This window comes from Vibrio sp. 1751 (assembly GCF_033339895.1).
Classification (GTDB): Bacteria; Pseudomonadota; Gammaproteobacteria; order Enterobacterales; family Vibrionaceae; genus Vibrio; species Vibrio alginolyticus.
Map to the genome: position 1 here is coordinate 64,177 of NZ_JAWOVM010000005.1, position 16,156 is coordinate 80,332.

Here is a 16,156-nt window from a genome sequence, read left to right on the forward strand (position 1 = left end):
TATTCTATATTCGCTAGCAGGTTCCCTATGCAGTCAGTTCAAGGTACAAATGCTATGACAGCACCAGAAGCCAGCCTTCCGAGCAGCAAAAAAGTGTTCATGAAATGGTCACTTTTAGGCACAGTCGGCATCATCAATGGCTACGCAACAATCCTTATGTATTCTCGCGGTGAGATTGCGTTTGCACTACTTACGCTCATTCTTACCGCTTTAGCGTTGTTCATCTTTGGTAGCAAAAAGACGTACGCACACCGTTACATCTACCCTGGTATAGCAGGGATGATCCTTTTCATTCTTTTTCCTTTGGCGTACACCATAGGTTTGGCGTTTACCAACTATAGCGCGAAGAACCAACTCTCTTTTGATCGCGCTCAGAACGTACTTTTGGACCGAACTTACCAAAGTGGTGATAGCTACCCGTTCACTTTGTATAAAACGGAGCAAGGCCATCAACTTGTGGTTGAAAAAGATGGTGAGCTACTTGCAAGCCCGACTTTTCAGCTTGATAACCTTTCAGCATCGGAGTTTGATCTTTCACCAATTGAAGAAGTGACGGGTGAAAAAGAATCAATCAAGGCGATTGTTAAGAACCGCAGTGCGTTGAGCAGTGTCGATTTACATTTGCCAAGCGGTGATGATATCCGTATGAGTGGGCTGCGCAAATTTGCTGCAGTTGTGCCTTTGTACACATTACAAGAAGATGGTGAAACGCTTTACAACAACCGGACTGAAGAAACGCTACGTCCAAATATGGAAGTAGGTTACTACCAGCCTGTCGATGAAAACGGTCAATTTGTTGGCAGCACAGCGTCACCAGGTTTCGTGGTGAACATTGGTACCCACAACTTTGAGCGTGTTTGGAAAGATGATGGTATCAAAGAGCCGTTTATCAGTATCTTTATCTGGACCATTGTTTTCTCTGCGCTAACCGTATTGTTTACGCTTGTTATTGGTCTTGTCCTTGCCAGTGTGGTTCAGTGGGAAGCACTTAAAGGTCGCTCAGTTTACCGTTTGTTGCTAATCCTGCCTTATGCAGTTCCGGCGTTTATTTCTATCTTGATCTTTAAAGGTTTGTTTAACCAAAGCTTTGGTGAGATCAACATGTTGTTGGAAGGCTTATTCGGAATTAGCCCGGCTTGGTTCTCTGACCCGTTCATGGCGAAAACCATGATCTTAATTGTGAACACTTGGCTTGGTTTCCCTTACATGATGATTTTGTGTATGGGCTTACTAAAAGCGATTCCAGACGATTTATATGAAGCATCAGCAATTGATGGTGCGAACTTTGTCACGAACTTCACACGTATCACACTACCAATGATGTTGAAGCCGTTAACACCATTGTTGATCGCGAGTTTTGCATTTAACTTCAACAACTTCGTACTTATCCAGTTGTTGACTGGCGGTGGTCCAAACATGATTGGTACATCAGAGCCTGCGGGTTACACCGACCTGCTAGTAAGTTACACCTACCGAATCGCATTCGAAGGTGCTGGTGGTCAAGACTTCGGTCTAGCAAGTGCAGTAGCAACGCTTATCTTCCTATTGGTTGGCGCATTGGCACTTATCAACCTACGCGTAACTAAAGTAGCTCAGGACTAAGGAGAAATTACAATGGCAATGGTACAAGGTAAGTCATTAAAGTATCGTGTTTGGGCTACTCATATTGCAATGTGGGCATTCTTGGCACTGATTATTTTCCCTTTACTGATGATCATCGCGATTTCATTCCGTGAAGGTAACTTTGCAACGGGTAGCCTGATCCCAGACAACCCAACACTTGATCACTGGAAATTGGCATTAGGTTTCTCGGTGACTAATCCAGACGGTACAGTTACACCGCCACCATTCCCAGTAATGACATGGTTGTGGAACTCGGTAAAAGTGGGTGGTATTTCTGCAATCCTAATCGTGGCGCTATCAACCACATCGGCTTACGCGTTTGCTCGTATGAAGTTCAAAGGTAAGAACACCATTCTTAAAGCGATGATGATCTTCCAGATGTTCCCTGCGGTGTTGGCACTGGTTGCTCTGTACGCGTTGTTCGACAAACTGGGTCAGTACATTCCTTTCCTTGGTCTGAACACGCATGGCGGTCTGATCTTCGCTTACTTAGGCGGTATCGCACTGCACGTTTGGACCATTAAAGGCTACTTCGAAAGTATTGACTCGTCTCTAGAAGAAGCAGCGGCTCTTGATGGTGCTACACCATGGCAAGCATTCCGTTTGGTATTGCTGCCACTGTCTGTGCCAATCCTAGCGGTAGTCTTCATATTGTCGTTCATCATGGTAATTGGTGAAGTTCCTGTAGCGTCACTACTGCTTTCTGATGTAGACTCGTACACACTTGCAGTGGGTATGCAGCAATACCTATATCCACAAAACTACTTGTGGGGTGACTTTGCCGCAGCTGCTGTACTTTCAGCAGTGCCAATCACTGCCGTATTCTTACTTGCGCAGCGCTGGTTGGTTGGTGGTCTAACCGCTGGTGGTGTGAAAGGATAATCTCTTGTGGTCTGAGATTGATAAGAATAACTAGAAAAGGGCGACCACATGGTCGCCCTTATACTTAGCACGGATATTACACTTTTGGTTTGGCCGCCGATCAGTAATATCTTGGCTTTTATTGGCGTTACGCATAGCTGGCTGTTAGCTTAGTTCCTTACGATTCAATCACTAACAGTTTTTGTAACCATAACCTGAGTTTAGACTCAGGTTTTTTTATGCCTGTTAAAGGCAATTTTGCAATAAGTAGACAGAGACTAGCGGCTTTGCAATGGATTACACAGGGCTTGAATAATGCCCTGCGTAGCACTTCACATAAATAACTAGAGCTTAGTAAAAAGCTAAATTGAGGTAGGGAAGGAAGAGATTAAAACTCTCGGCTGGAAGGTGCGCATCCAACGTATTGAAGCAGCGTGTACAAACTTTCTTGCTGCAGTGCGACGCGACGAAATAGATTAGCAAAGGTAACGTCACCGCCAAAGCAAGTTTGAATGTAATGATTAATTTCTGTTTCGTTATACCCCTCGACGTACATGGTTCTCACCCACTGGTACTCGACCGCTTTTAAATTGGTCAACGTCTCTTCACTTAAGGTCGTTTCTTTTAGTCTCAAGATCCAAACTCTATCCAACTCTAAAATAATGGATGGATTTAAGCAAAGCTAGGTGAAGGATTTATGACAGAGAAGGGCGAGCGTGAAACAAATGGCAAAACCATGATGTTGCTCCACACTCTGGGTCTAGGTAACGTTGAGGTACTTAATAGCGTTCTTAACGGATGCCAGTTACTTGAGATATTTAACGTGTGCTTCCATTTCTTCCCCAATCTCTTTACGCATGTTCATAAGACGGATAGCGGATTGCTCTAAGGCTTTGTCTTCATCTGACTCTGGAATCCATTTCGGTACATCGGTTGGTTTTCCGTTTTCATCTACAGCAACCATGATAACGATACAGTGAGTGGTGAGTCTGTTTTTCATTTGCTTTGGATCACTAGCTTGCACGTCAATCGCAATGTGCATTGAGCTTCGTCCGGTATAAATGACTTTCGCGCTAACTTCGACTAAGTTGCCGACATGAATCGGCGCAACAAACCGAATGCCGCCAGCATATGCGGTAATGCAATATTTACCACTCCACGCTGCAGAGCAGGCGTACGCTGCCAAGTCGATCCATTTCATTACGGCGCCGCCGTGCACTTTTCCGCCAAAATTTACATCGCTGGGTTCTGCTAAAAAGCGAAGGGTAATGTCTCTTTGACCACTGCTCATCTGTCTTTCCTTGATGGGTTATTGTTTTCCCAATTTAGCAGCAAGATGAATTTTCGGGAATAGCGAATGAAACAAAATATTAACTTTTATTCGAACGCTGGAAGTGACAAGCCACAGCGTAGTTCTGTGGCTTGGGGTGTAGATGTTAATTGGCGGTAGAGGCAATCTCAGAATTGGATAATGGTTTTCTCTGTCTTACTTTTATTTGCGACAAGATAACGCCAGAGATGACTAACAACCCACCAATAATGTGGTAAGCGTAAATTTTCTCACCAATTAGTGTTGAAGCAAGTATGACGGAAACCACAGGCATTAGGTTCATGAACATAGCACTTGAATCAGCACCAATTGAATCAATCGCTTTGACCCACATCAGCGGCGCGAAAATGGAAGCAGCAATACCAGCATAAGCGATTAATGGTAGCGCGTCTTGGCTTGGTAACAGTTGCTCACTAGAGAGCCAAAGTGGTGTGAGCATCAAAACAGAAAAGAAGCCCTGCATGTAAACCAGAGTCAAACTACTGAATGGCATTTTCCAGCGTTTTAGCAGAACACAATAAGCCGCGTATACCATGGCAGCAACGAGCATTAAGCTGTCACCTTGCGTTAAGTCTTGATGTAAAAAGTAAGTGATATCACCGTGACCAAGCATAAATGCCAAGCCGCCGAGCGAAATGACACCACCGACGATACTTAACATTGATATAGATTTACCGAGCAATGGGACACTTAAAAACACACTGATCAAAGGAACTAAAGAGGTGATCAGGGCCATATTAGAGGCCGTTGTTGTTAAACCGGCATAGTATCCAAGTGACTGGTTGAGAACCATACCAAGTAACGCAAGAAACGCCAACTTAGCTAAGTAAGGTCGAATAATGTGTCGTTGTTTGATGATTGCAGGCAGGCAAAATGGCGTTAGGAGTACCATTGCGACAAACCAACGGTAGAAACTCATCGCACTTGGTTCAATGGCGCTCGCAGCCATCTTGTTCACAATTGAGTTACCACCCCAAATCATAACGGTGAAAAACGGAAGTAAATAAATCATGAGAACCCTATAGCACAATTATTGATGGCGCTAGTCTGGCAGGTCTTTATAATAAAAAGTATCTCTTAAAAGACATCGTAAGCGATAGGAAGACAATTTTGAAAAAGAGCGCCAGAAATCTTCACCCCTCCTTATCAATCGATCGTGCGCCATCAGATGTATTTATGAATTTCGAAGCGTTTCTCTCTAATACAGAAACACGAATTCATAGCCACCCTTGGGGGCAAGTGCAACTGATCAGCGGTGGGATTCTGGAGATGGATGCAGAAGACACAAGATTTCTAGCACCTCCACATCTTGCTATTTGGGTTCCCGCCGGAGTTCGTCACACTAGCTACAACCGTAAGCCAATCGAATATTGTTCTTTGAACATTGCCCCTGAATTGACGGCGCATTTTCCAACCAAAACCAGTTTAATCAAAGTCACCCCCATCGTTTCTGCCATCATTGAGGACTTTCGTCAGCGTGACATTAACGTCGCGCAAACTGATGAAGACAAGCGCTTGGTACAAGTGTTATTGGACCAGCTTGCAAAGCAAGAAGTCGAACATCACTTTTTACCGACTACCGACAATAAGTATCTTGAACCGATTTTAAAAGCAGTAGAAGAATCGCCGACGGATGAGATCAGTTTGGCGGAGTGGGCGGCAAAAGTGCATACCACAGAACGCACGTTAGCGAGACATTGCCAGAGTGAGTTGGGCATGAGCTTTACTGAGTGGCGCTTACGTGTGCGATATTTACATTCTATGGAGTTGCTGCGTAAAGGGCAGACTGTGAAAGAAGTCGCTCTGACGTTAGGTTATAACCAAGCTAGCCCTTTTATCGCGATGTTCAAGAAATACTCCGGCATGACACCGGAGCAATACAAGAATCGATTGTTATAGCTGAGCGATTATGTAATTCAAACCACCCACCACGGCTGCAACCTGTGCATCGTTACATTCTTCGTCGGTCACTGTTGGGCTGTCTGGGTACACTTCCGTTGTCGTGCCGTAAACGCAATTTGTTACGCCGCCACACAGGCCCAGTTTTACCATTGGGTAGTTGATAACGCCAAACTGTACGACGGGTGAACCAATGATTTCTCCGTTTTCATCTGCTGGTGCAATGTGAGTCACTTTTGCAACTGACTCAATGACCGCTTTTTGGAAGTCAGGCTGAGGGTTTTCACTATCTCCCACCGTGTAAAAGCCATCTGGGATCATACCTTCAATGTACTCAATACCATCACGAGCAGCTAAGGCTGGACGGAACTCAGTTTCGTCAGAATCTGTCGTTTCATGTAGATCAATGTGCATTAACACATCGCCTAAAGTTGCAACTAGCTTTATGAGGTTAGCGGACTCTTCGGCAGGGCTATCCTTATAGAAAGAGCGGTTTGGATCAATCGCGTTTGGATTCCAGCGGTTGATCACCTCGTAACCCCAAGGGCTTACGCAGGGTGCAACGACAATATTGAAATGCTCTGCATAGCGCTCTGCTTCCGTTTCTACAAACTTTAAAGCGCCATGTACACCGCTGGTTTCGTAACCGTGCACGCCGCCTGTGACCAACACAGCAGGTTTAGTTGAATCCCAATTGCGTGTTTTGATACAAAACAGAGGGAAGCGTGCCTCGTTGTATGAGAGCGCACCATATTGTTCAACATCAAAACGCTCGCGTAGGGCATCGATTTTACTGACGACTTCATCTTGGTAGCTACGTTTTACTTCTTGCGTTGCTAACCAAGCTTTACGTTCTTCTTCGTTCCAAGGTTGGCCAGGAGTACCGATTGGGTAAATGTATCCACTTTTCATCTATACTTTTTCTTTTGACTGCTGAAAGGTATCACAAGACTAGACCTGTCTTATCTTTACGGCAATATAAAACACCATTTGGGGTGGTATTCTTTGCAAAATCATCACTTTGATGAGTGATTCATTGGTGTTACATTTTGTTACTTACTCAATTTCATATAAGAGACAAAAAATGGCTGGAGCAAGTTTACTCACACTGTTGGACGATATTGCCACGGTGCTTGATGATGTCGCCTTAATGTCAAAAATGGCTGCAAAGAAAACCGCAGGTGTGTTGGGAGATGATCTAGCGTTAAACGCTCAACAAGTGTCTGGTGTTGCATCTGAGCGAGAGATTCCAGTGGTTTGGGCGGTTGCAAAAGGCTCATTCAAAAATAAATTGATTTTAGTTCCTTCAGCTTTACTTATTAGCGCGATTATTCCATGGCTTATTATGCCATTATTGCTAATTGGCGGCTTATTTCTCTGCTTTGAAGGGGCAGAGAAAGTACTTGAGAAAGTGTTTCCTCACTCGCATCCGCACGAAGAAAAAGAGGAGCTAGTTAATACTGGCGAGTCGATAGAAGAGTATGAAAAGCGTAAAGTTTCTGGTGCGATTCGAACAGACTTTATCCTTTCAGCAGAAATCATCGTGATTGCGTTAGGTACCGTGACAGGAGCCAGTCTTGTTACGCAAATTTTAGTTGTCAGTTTAATTGCAGTGATTATGACGGTTGGAGTTTATGGACTAGTCGCTGGGATTGTGAAGCTAGATGATTTAGGCCTTTACCTTGAAAGTCGCTCAAACGGTAAAGGTTGGGTGGCGAAAGTCGGAGGGGCCTTGGTCGCTTTTGCACCAAAGTTGATGAAGTTGTTAACCATTGTAGGAACTGCTGCGATGTTTTTGGTGGGTGGAGGAATTGTGGTGCACAACGTGCCAGCCATTCATCACTTTGTAGAGCCGATTATTATGAACTTTAGTGGTCATTCGGTTGCTACAGCCATTTTGCCTATTTTATTGAACGGTATTATCGGCTTTGTGGCGGGGTTGGTTGTGGTTGCGGTATGGACGATGGTTGAAAAGCTTCGTGGTCAATAATCACATCTAAAACATGAGACGATAATAACAAGGGTCATGACTTCTTTTTACAAAAAGCATGACCCTGTTTTATAGGTGAAATGTCAGTAAAGTACTTACTTCACTTTCCACTCGATCTGTTCATTTGCTCGAATAGGCACAACGATATCATTGCCAAATGGCATCGTTTCTGGCACATCCCAAGCGGATTTTTCTAACGTTACCGTATCTGTGTTACGTGCAATGCCGTAAAAATCAGGACCGTTGAAGCTTGCGAAAGCTTCCAAGTTTTCCAACTTGTCTTCTTTTTCGAAGACTTCTGCATAAAGCTCTAGCGCTGCGTGTGCAGTGTAAGAACCAGCACAACCGCAAGCCGATTCTTTTGCCCCTTTCGCATGTGGCGCTGAGTCTGTACCTAGGAAAAACTTCTTGCTACCACTAGTTGCTGCTTCGATCAGCGCTTGCTGGTGGGTTCCGCGCTTAAGAATTGGCAAACAGTAGAAATGAGGTTTAATACCACCCACAAGCATGTGGTTACGGTTGAAAAGAAGGTGGTGGGCAGTGATGGTAGCCGCTACGTTGTCTGAGGCGTTGTTAACGAAGTTTGCTGCGTCGGCGGTGGTGATATGTTCTAGAACGATTTTAAGATTAGGGAAGTCATTGACAATAGGAGCGAGGACAGTATCAAGGAATTCTTTCTCTCGGTCGAAGATATCAACATCGTGATGTGTTACTTCGCCATGAACCAGAAGTAACATTCCGACTTCTTCCATCGCTTCTAAAACGTGATAAATGTTCTTCGCATTGGTCACACCGGAATCTGAGTTTGTGGTAGCGCCTGCAGGATAAAGCTTGGCAGCAACAATGTTTCCGGTGGCTTTAGCCTTACGTATTTCGTCTGGTGTCGTGTTATCTGTAAGGTAAAGCGCCATTAAAGGCTCAAACTGTTCGCCATGTTGCTCTTTAATAATTCGGTCACGGTAGGCTAGGGCGAGCTCAGTTGTGGTAACAGGTGGGACGGTATTTGGCATAATCAGCGCACGGCCATTGTAGCGGCTGATGTCGCGAACGGTGTCTTTAAGAACTTCCCCATCGCGTAAGTGAACGTGCCAGTCGTCAGGACGAGTGATAGTCAGTGTTGTCATTAATTGCTCCCACCATTGAAAAGTTGTCTGATTGGAGCCTAAGCGCCGTATTTGCTTTTGAGCAAACGCTTGCGCTTAGGCGACAGGATGATAGAGGAATTGCCCTCATATTTCATCCCATTTTTCAATTTTATAAAGAGTGAGGGTGTAAGTGGTTACTTCATTGTTAACCAAAGCGCGTGGATCGTACCTGGTAGAAAGAAGAAACACGTCAATATTAGATTAATCAAAAAGTCTTTATTTAGACCTTTCTCCATAAACACCGCGACAGGCGGAAGAAAGATACAAAACAGAATCAGAACCAGTTTTCTTGTATCCATAATTAAGCTCCAAATCGATAAATGGGAGTAGTGATAACTTGGGTGAATTATGTGTGTCGTATCACACTTTATCAAACGGTATTTGGTCAGAACGGTGTTAAAAAACGCGAATATTGAGTGTAGTAAATACTTGTCACTAAAACCAAATTTATAAGAATATGGTTTCGAGAAAGTTGCGATGGATGAAGAGGCAGTAGACTCTGCAACTTAATGTGATTTGAGTATACAATACCGCAACAAATAAAAAACACCCGTAGGAAGAAGGCCATGTCGCAACCCGTTTTATCCCAAATTAATGTTTTTCCGGTTAAGTCAGTTGGCGGATTATCGCTGTCGTCCGTATGGGTTGAGAAGCAAGGATTGAGCTTCGATCGTCGCTTTATGATTGCGAAAGCTGATGGCTCGATGATCACTGCGCGAAAGTATCCGCAAATGGTAACCATTAAGTCTGCCCTATTGTCCGATGGAGTGGTGTTTAGTAGTTTGGGTATGGAGCCACTTAAAATCCGTTACCAAGATTTCAAAATGCAGGAGACACCTGCAACGGTTTGGAAAGATACATTTACTGCCTATACCACGACAGATGATGCAGATGACTGGTTTAGTCGTGTGTTGGGGCTGCGCGTTGAGTTGTTATTTAGTGGTGAGCAATCGAATCGTGTCCGTGAAAAGCTAGGTCAAAACGTCAGTTTTGCTGATGGTTATCCGGTTTTAGTGATCAGCCAAGCTTCACTTGATGAGCTGAACCGAAGAAGTTCAGAGCTACACTCAATGGATCAGTTTCGTACTAACTTAGTTGTCTCTGATACTAAGCCATTTGAAGAAGATTCATGGAAGCGCATACGAATCGGTGAGGTAGAGTTTGAGTCTCTCAAACCTTGCGAGCGCTGTATCCTGACTACGGTGAATACCCAAAGAGGCACATTCCGTGAGAGCAAAGAGCCGCTCAAAACCTTGCAACAGTTCCGTGCAAACGATGTCGGTGGTGTGTTCTTTGGCCAGAATCTTGTCGCGCGAAATGAAGGCATTATTCGTCAAGGCGATAAAGTTGAAGTATTGGAGTACAAAGAGCCGGAGTTTTACGCAGATAACTCGCCAGTGCGCATGAAGCTTACATGTGTTGAGCGTGGAGAAATTGCCCAAGACTTTGTGACCTTATGGTTAGAGCCAAACAAAGGTTCTTTGCCTAATTACTTGCCAGGACAACACCTGCCAATAGAGGTGAATATTGATGGTAAGAAAGTGGGTCGACGCTATACCTTATCATCCAGTCCTTCTCGCCCGGGTCGTTATGCTATTTCTGTAAAGCGTATCGCGGGTGGAAGAGTCTCTAACTCACTCTTAGACAACTTACAAGTCGGTGATGTTTTAGAGGCAGAACAACCTGACGGTCAGTTCCACCTTAAAACGCATGAAGCGCAGCCTCTGCTGTTACTCTCTGCGGGTAGCGGAGTAACACCAATGTTATCAATGGTGCGTTACTTAGCGGATCACAATCAGTTGGATAATGTGGTTTTCTACCATCAATGTCGCACCGAGAATGATATTCCTTGTCGCTCAGAGTTGGAGCAGTTAAAGCGTGAGCACCCAGGGCTAGAAGTAAAAGTCTGTTTAACGCAACCTGCTGTTGATTGGTTTGGTTTGAAAGGGCGTTTAAGTTTGTCACACATTAAGCAAATCAAAGATGTTGAACAGCGGCAGGTGTTTGTATGTGGCCCGGATGGCTTTATGGATAAAGCAAAAAGTCTTCTACTAAGAAAAGGGCTGCCAGAGGAAAACTACCATCAAGAAGCGTTTGGAGTTTCTTCTCTTACGTCAAAGCCAGAGAAAAGTCTCGCTATTGACTTTAATGGAACTAAAGTCGTAGGCAACAACCAAAAAACATTGTTAGATCAGCTCGAAGATGCAGGGAAGGTTGTTAGTAATAGCTGTCGTGCTGGCTTATGCGGCGCGTGTAAGGTTCAGCTTACGTCGGGTCAAGTACATCATCCGGACGTGCCCGCGTTGACTGATGAGGAACGTGCAATGGGAACCGTATTGGCGTGTTGTGCTGTGCCAGAGACGGACGTAACAGTAACCAACTAGGCGAGAACGTCTTTGTCCTTCGACAAAAACTGTTCCTAGACAAAAAAACGCTGCTATTTTTAGCAGCGTTTTGAGTTTTAAAGAGAGCTGAAAATATCGCTTAGTCGTAAATCGTCGGGATTGGCTGGCGTTTGTGCTGCGTTGCTTTGTAAATCGCTACCAGACGGTCACTTACTTGCTGTGGAACGGGTTTGCCCTCTAAGAAATCGTCGATTTGCTCGTAAGTTAAGCTTAGGGCATCTTCATCTGCTTTTTGTGGAGCAAGCTCTTCTAAGTCTGCTGTTGGCACTTTCTTCACTAGTTGCTCAGGTGCACCCAATGTAGCAGCCACTTCACGAACTTGGCGTTTACTTAATCCGAACAATGGTGCCATGTCACAAGCGCCATCACCAAATTTAGTGTAGAAACCAGTGATGTTTTCTGCTGAGTGATCAGTACCAAGAACAAGGCCGCCTACGTAGCCCGCGATCTCGTATTGAGCAACCATGCGAGCACGCGCTTTTACATTGCCTTTTACGAAGTCGACTTTTGCTGCATCAGTTGGTAGAAGGTCTGTGCCTTCTAATGCAACGTGAGAAGCCGAATGAAGCCCGTCAACACCTGCTTTGATGTTCACCGATACAGAATGGGTTGGCTGGATAAAAGACAGAGCGAGCTGAGCCTCATCTTCATCTTTTTGCTCCCCGTATGGCAGACGAACTGCGATAAATTGGTAGCTATTGTTGCCCGCTTCTTCGTTTAGTTGGTCTACAGCCAACTGAGCTAAACGACCACATGTCGTTGAGTCAACGCCACCGCTGATGCCAAGAACAAGAGACTTACAGCCCGCTTCTTGCAATTTACGCTTAATAAAAGCGACACGGCGTTCAATTTCAAAATGCGGATCAATTGAAGGGAGTACGCGCATTTCGTCACGGATGGATTGTTCCATTTAGGGTTCCTTTTCCTGCAAATATTTCAGACTCTAAAGCGCATTTGCTCAAATGGTGATAAACCATACAGTTGAGGCTCATTAAACGCGACTTTAGGGTCAAAAGCTGTAAAGATTAGTAGTATCATACCGAAATCATCAGATTAGAAAACTCTCTTCAACCAGGTAATCACCGGATATGAAAAAAATCGCCATTTTTGGTAGTGCATTTAACCCACCTAGTTTAGGGCATAAAAGTGTTATTGAGTCTTTGAGCCACTTTGATCTTGTGCTACTTGAGCCAAGCATTGCACACGCTTGGGGCAAGAACATGCTTGATTACCCAACTCGGTGCAAAATGGTTGATGTGTTCATCAAGGATATGGGGCTTTCTAATGTTCAGCGTTCTGATGCAGAGCAAGCTTTATACCAACCTGGACAAAGTGTGACGACCTATGCGTTGTTAGAAAAAATTCAAGAAATCTACCCAACTGCCGATATAACTTTTGTCATTGGTCCTGATAATTTCTTCAAATTTGCTAAATTTAGTAGAGCTGAAGAGATTACGGAACGTTGGACTGTTATGGCATGTCCTGAAAAAGTAAAAGTCAGAAGCACGGATATTCGCAAAGCATTGGCCGAGGGTGAAGAGATCGGCGCCTATACAACACCTTCCGTACGTGATTTATTACTTAGTAAAGGCTTATACAGAGAAACATTGTCTGGGAACTGAGAGGTCAGATTTTCATGGTCAGAGTCGTTTTATTTAGTGCATGTGCGCTGCTTGTGGTGACACAAGCTCATTCCGCGTGTAACTATTTTTCTGATCGTTCCGTGGTGTTTGAAGATAACACTCTTCCTATCTGTGAAGAAATTTTAGATTCCATCGGCGTGTTAAGTACTGAAGCATTGATTTGGTATGCAGCGGAAGCGAAGCTTGAAGGACCAACAGAAAACTATTGGGAGGAGTGGGCGATTAAGCCGGAAGAGACCCCACTTCTAACTCAAAACTTAGAAAAGAATTACTTTGGTCTTGGTTTTTGGATGCCGGAAGAGCTCCGAGACGAAGAGAGTAAAATGGATACAGAAGAGTGGCTTCGTAGTCACGGGTTGATGTTCAGCGTTGGTTTTGGTGATAAATCAGACGGACAGCCAAGAATGCGGTTTGATTATCGTTGGCACGAATATTATGACGCTGACTGGATGATGCAGATAGAAGTACCTTTCTAGACATCTCAAGCAAATGAAAAAAGGGCGTACATTATCAATGTACGCCCTTTTTGCTTTTACTTGAATCTCTACTTTCTGTATCCGTAACTCTACGTAATGCTGAAAACGTAGCTTGTTAAAGAGCAAGTTATAGCGCTTCTCCAAAGACTAAAAAGCAAAGCTGTTCATATTCTTCGGTGTTACCAGCAAAAAGAGAGTCAACAATTTGCTCTTCCTTCTTCCCCGACAGTTTCATTTTTCTTGCTTCACGTAGTGTTAGTACCAAGCAAAGCTCTTTAGAAATATTCATGTCACAGCCAGGAGTCCATTGATTGATGGTTCTCGTTAACGTTGAGTGCGCTAGTTTAGGAGACAGCGTCAATACTTCATGTCTTACTACTGTCAGTAGATCGGTTTGCAGATCCGAGCGTTCGGCAGTTGTTGCTAGCTTCTCGACGAGCGCTTTTAGTAGCGGTGAAGGCTTCACAAAGCCCGCTTGTTGTGAGAAGTCGTCATTTAAACGCACAGAAAAATCACAACGATATACACGAGAATTAGGTAAAAAGGTGAGGGAGCTCAAACATCCTTGAGGAATCCAAAAATATTGGCCTGGTTCAATGGCATACTCCTGCTTACCCAATTTAATGACGGCTAACCCTTCGATGACAGACAATAGACTGTGCTTCAGTGCTTTTTTACGCGCAGCTACATCAAGAAAGGGGTATTTAGCGTCGTGAAATTCAATTGCGTAGTTCATTATGAGTACCAGTGTTTTTTGGCGCTAAGGGTAACGTTAAACCCATACGATTCCAACCTGCTGAGAGAATTTTTTAGCATGATAAATGGTGGCTTAACTGGTATGACCATGTTAAAAGTATGGGTTGAAATGCTGCTTGTCAGCAAAACTATGCGTAAAATGTGCCAGCTTTTTTTGATATGTAATGAACAATGACAGCCAATACCGATCCTTATATTGAAATTCGTCCTTACAACGACGAAGAAATTCCAGCAGCGCTGGATCGTCTAATCCAAGATGATGAATTTATCACTGCTATCCTAGAACATCGCTTTGCTAATAAAGCAGCGTGGTTCAAAACGCTAATGAGCCCGATCCTGCGCATCTACCTGAAAGCTAAGTGGAGCAAGCTTGATTCTGTCGAAGCAATTCAGATTGAAGTGAAGAAGTATCTGAAAGATACATTGAATAAGACAACGGATGGCGTCACTTTTTCTGGTTTGGATAAGCTGGATAAAAACACGTCATACCTATTCGTTTCTAACCACCGTGATATTGCGATGGACCCTGCGCTCGTAAACTATGGCTTGTACCAAAGTGGGCACCGTACAGTTCGTATAGCGATTGGCGATAACCTGCTGAAGAAGCCATGTGCGACAGAATTGATGCGACTCAATAAGAGCTTCATCGTTAAGCGCTCTGCTAAAGCGCCTAGAGAAATGATGAAAGCATTGGGACAACTTTCAAGCTATATCAAACATTCGCTTGATACTGGCAATTCAATTTGGATTGCCCAAAAGGAAGGCCGTGCTAAAGATGGAAACGACTTTACTGATCCTGCGATTTTAAAAATGTTCCATGTTGAAGGTCGTAAACAAAAGATCAGCTTTGGTGAGTACACGCGTTCTCTGAAAATCGTTCCTGTCTCGATTGCCTATGAAAATGATCCATGTGACGCTGCCAAAGCAAAAGAGCTGTACGAAAAAGCAGAAAATGGCCGCTATGAAAAAGGCGAATTTGAAGATATCGAAAGCATCATTCAAGGTATCGTTGGCTATAAAGGCCGTGTACATGTTGCGTTTGGTGATGTGATTGAGCAAGAGTTTGAAACGCCGGAATCTCTTGCTGGTGAAATCGACCGCCAAATTCACAACAACTACAAGTTGTACCCAATCAACTTGTTAGCTGCTGGGCATGAAGATTCGAGCATCATTACGGAAGCGGTTAAGCGTCATCTCGCGGATAAGTTGGATCAGCTACCTGAAGGCGCAAGACCTTATTTGGTGGCGAGCTATGCTAATCCTGTGAATAACCAAGAGTAATCTTCGTCACTGAACTCTGTTGATTCAGAATGCCTTAAAGCCTCGGCCTGCCGGGGCTTTTGTTTATCTGCTCTTTAAGGTGCGACGGCGCCACCAAGGGTTAAATTGCTAGGCCATTTGGTGATCCTGTTACCACCTAAATAGATATTCCCTTTCACCGTCATTGTGTCTGGAAATACTTTCAGCGCTGATCCTCCAATATAAAGATTACCATCAACCACCAATCCTTCAGGAAGTTCAGAAATGGGAGTGCGAATAACACTTAGATCACCTTTTACTCGAAGTTTAGCTGGAAGCGCTTTTAACGGTGTATCTGTCAGATTTAGGTAACCGCCTAGTTTGATGCCTTTAGGCCAGTTTTCGATCTTACTACCTAGTAGGTTTGCATAGCCTTTTATCTTTGTTCCTGAGCGAATAACTTTGAGTGCGCTGTTAGTTGCTTCCAGACTGCCTTCAACATCAAGCCCTTTAGGCAAGGTTTTGATAGGGGTTTGTGAGATGTTTAAGTTGCCCTTTACCACTAGGCCAGAGGGGAGTTGGGTGTAAGGCTTGTTTCTAAGATCAAGATTGCCGTAATTATCGATGTGACCAAACTTAGAATAGTAATCTAGCTCATATGCCAAAGGAGACGAGCAGAGCAGGATTGAAGTAATGCATAGGGAAACAAAACGCATAGTCAAAGAGTTAGTTAAATACCGAGATCAACAGGTGCTTATCTTATACTTAAATAAACCTATTATGCATTTT

The 16,156-nt window shown here is 44.0% G+C and carries 17 protein-coding genes; 8 read left to right on the forward strand and 9 right to left on the reverse strand.

The annotated features are described in order from the left end of the window. The first annotated feature begins 27 nt into the window (after nucleotides 1-27). Both malF and malG read left to right on the forward strand, forming a co-directional pair. Nucleotides 28-1,602 carry a maltose ABC transporter permease MalF gene (malF, locus tag R7041_RS03515; RefSeq protein WP_258512574.1) on the forward strand — a complete coding sequence of 525 codons (1,575 nt, stop codon included), beginning with the start codon at nucleotides 28-30 and terminating at the stop codon, nucleotides 1,600-1,602. A gap of 12 nt (nucleotides 1,603-1,614) precedes the next feature. After that, complete coding sequence (gene malG, locus R7041_RS03520; RefSeq protein ID WP_005375275.1) at nucleotides 1,615-2,505, forward strand: maltose ABC transporter permease MalG; 891 nt, start codon at nucleotides 1,615-1,617, stop codon at nucleotides 2,503-2,505. A gap of 367 nt (nucleotides 2,506-2,872) precedes the next feature. On the opposite strand, the gene R7041_RS03525 is transcribed toward malG, so the two are convergent. From R7041_RS03525 to R7041_RS03535, 3 genes are all read right to left on the reverse strand, one after another. Continuing rightward, complete coding sequence (locus tag R7041_RS03525) at nucleotides 2,873-3,118, reverse strand: hypothetical protein (RefSeq protein WP_005375277.1); 246 nt, start codon at nucleotides 3,116-3,118, stop codon at nucleotides 2,873-2,875. 171 nt (nucleotides 3,119-3,289) lie between these two features. After that, nucleotides 3,290-3,775: an acyl-CoA thioesterase gene (locus R7041_RS03530; protein ID WP_005375279.1), complete on the reverse strand. Its 486-nt coding sequence runs from the start codon at nucleotides 3,773-3,775 to the stop codon at nucleotides 3,290-3,292. A gap of 145 nt (nucleotides 3,776-3,920) precedes the next feature. Further along, the gene (locus R7041_RS03535) at nucleotides 3,921-4,826 is read right to left on the reverse strand and encodes a DMT family transporter (protein WP_017821248.1); all 906 of its coding nucleotides are present in this window, start codon (nucleotides 4,824-4,826) and stop codon (nucleotides 3,921-3,923) included. A gap of 98 nt (nucleotides 4,827-4,924) precedes the next feature. Between R7041_RS03535 and R7041_RS03540 the strand changes: the two genes are divergently transcribed. Continuing rightward, the gene (locus tag R7041_RS03540) at nucleotides 4,925-5,713 is read left to right on the forward strand and encodes an AraC family transcriptional regulator (RefSeq protein WP_206949076.1); all 789 of its coding nucleotides are present in this window, start codon (nucleotides 4,925-4,927) and stop codon (nucleotides 5,711-5,713) included. Here R7041_RS03540 and R7041_RS03545 read toward each other — a convergent pair. Continuing rightward, nucleotides 5,708-6,625, reverse strand: coding sequence for a M14 family metallocarboxypeptidase (locus R7041_RS03545; RefSeq protein ID WP_017635280.1), 918 nt, complete (start codon nucleotides 6,623-6,625; stop codon nucleotides 5,708-5,710). The genes R7041_RS03540 and R7041_RS03545 overlap by 6 nt on opposite strands. Nucleotides 6,626-6,797: 172 nt before the next feature. On the opposite strand from R7041_RS03545, the gene R7041_RS03550 reads away from it, so the two are divergent. After that, nucleotides 6,798-7,703 (forward strand): DUF808 domain-containing protein, encoded by a 906-nt coding sequence (locus R7041_RS03550; protein WP_017821242.1) that lies wholly within the window; start codon nucleotides 6,798-6,800, stop codon nucleotides 7,701-7,703. Nucleotides 7,704-7,798: 95 nt separating this feature from the next. Here R7041_RS03550 and pyrC read toward each other — a convergent pair whose 3' ends face one another. Together pyrC and R7041_RS03560 are read right to left on the reverse strand one after the other, a co-directional pair. After that, on the reverse strand, nucleotides 7,799-8,827 hold the full coding sequence (gene pyrC / locus R7041_RS03555; RefSeq protein WP_064369668.1) for a dihydroorotase: 1,029 nt from the start codon (nucleotides 8,825-8,827) through the stop codon (nucleotides 7,799-7,801). Between the two features lie 155 nt (nucleotides 8,828-8,982). Then, nucleotides 8,983-9,147: a YqaE/Pmp3 family membrane protein gene (locus R7041_RS03560; RefSeq protein ID WP_318114795.1), complete on the reverse strand. Its 165-nt coding sequence runs from the start codon at nucleotides 9,145-9,147 to the stop codon at nucleotides 8,983-8,985. Between the two features lie 267 nt (nucleotides 9,148-9,414). Between R7041_RS03560 and R7041_RS03565 the strand changes: the two genes are divergently transcribed. After that, the gene (locus R7041_RS03565) at nucleotides 9,415-11,232 is read left to right on the forward strand and encodes a hybrid-cluster NAD(P)-dependent oxidoreductase (RefSeq protein WP_206949075.1); all 1,818 of its coding nucleotides are present in this window, start codon (nucleotides 9,415-9,417) and stop codon (nucleotides 11,230-11,232) included. 100 nt (nucleotides 11,233-11,332) lie between these two features. On the opposite strand, the gene nadE is transcribed toward R7041_RS03565, so the two are convergent. Then, nucleotides 11,333-12,163, reverse strand: a complete 831-nt coding sequence (gene nadE, locus R7041_RS03570) for an ammonia-dependent NAD(+) synthetase (RefSeq protein WP_005375299.1) — start codon at nucleotides 12,161-12,163, stop codon at nucleotides 11,333-11,335. Between the two features lie 178 nt (nucleotides 12,164-12,341). On the opposite strand from nadE, the gene R7041_RS03575 reads away from it, so the two are divergent. Continuing rightward, nucleotides 12,342-12,875: a nicotinate-nicotinamide nucleotide adenylyltransferase gene (locus tag R7041_RS03575; RefSeq protein WP_065275432.1), complete on the forward strand. Its 534-nt coding sequence runs from the start codon at nucleotides 12,342-12,344 to the stop codon at nucleotides 12,873-12,875. Nucleotides 12,876-12,889: 14 nt separating this feature from the next. Beyond that, a complete protein-coding gene (locus tag R7041_RS03580) occupies nucleotides 12,890-13,372 on the forward strand; it encodes a hypothetical protein (protein ID WP_005375301.1) in 483 nt (160 codons plus the stop codon). A gap of 127 nt (nucleotides 13,373-13,499) precedes the next feature. Here the strand turns inward: R7041_RS03580 and R7041_RS03585 are convergent, their stop codons facing one another. After that, nucleotides 13,500-14,108, reverse strand: a complete 609-nt coding sequence (locus tag R7041_RS03585; protein WP_005375302.1) for a hypothetical protein — start codon at nucleotides 14,106-14,108, stop codon at nucleotides 13,500-13,502. Nucleotides 14,109-14,299: 191 nt separating this feature from the next. On the opposite strand from R7041_RS03585, the gene R7041_RS03590 reads away from it, so the two are divergent. Further along, a complete protein-coding gene (locus R7041_RS03590) occupies nucleotides 14,300-15,409 on the forward strand; it encodes a 1-acyl-sn-glycerol-3-phosphate acyltransferase (protein ID WP_318114796.1) in 1,110 nt (369 codons plus the stop codon). A 74-nt stretch (nucleotides 15,410-15,483) separates the two neighbouring features. Here the strand turns inward: R7041_RS03590 and R7041_RS03595 are convergent, their stop codons facing one another. After that, entirely contained in the window at nucleotides 15,484-16,083 is a 600-nt protein-coding gene (locus tag R7041_RS03595; protein WP_025998668.1) for a hypothetical protein, read from the reverse strand. Between the last annotated feature and the right edge of the window lie 73 nt (nucleotides 16,084-16,156).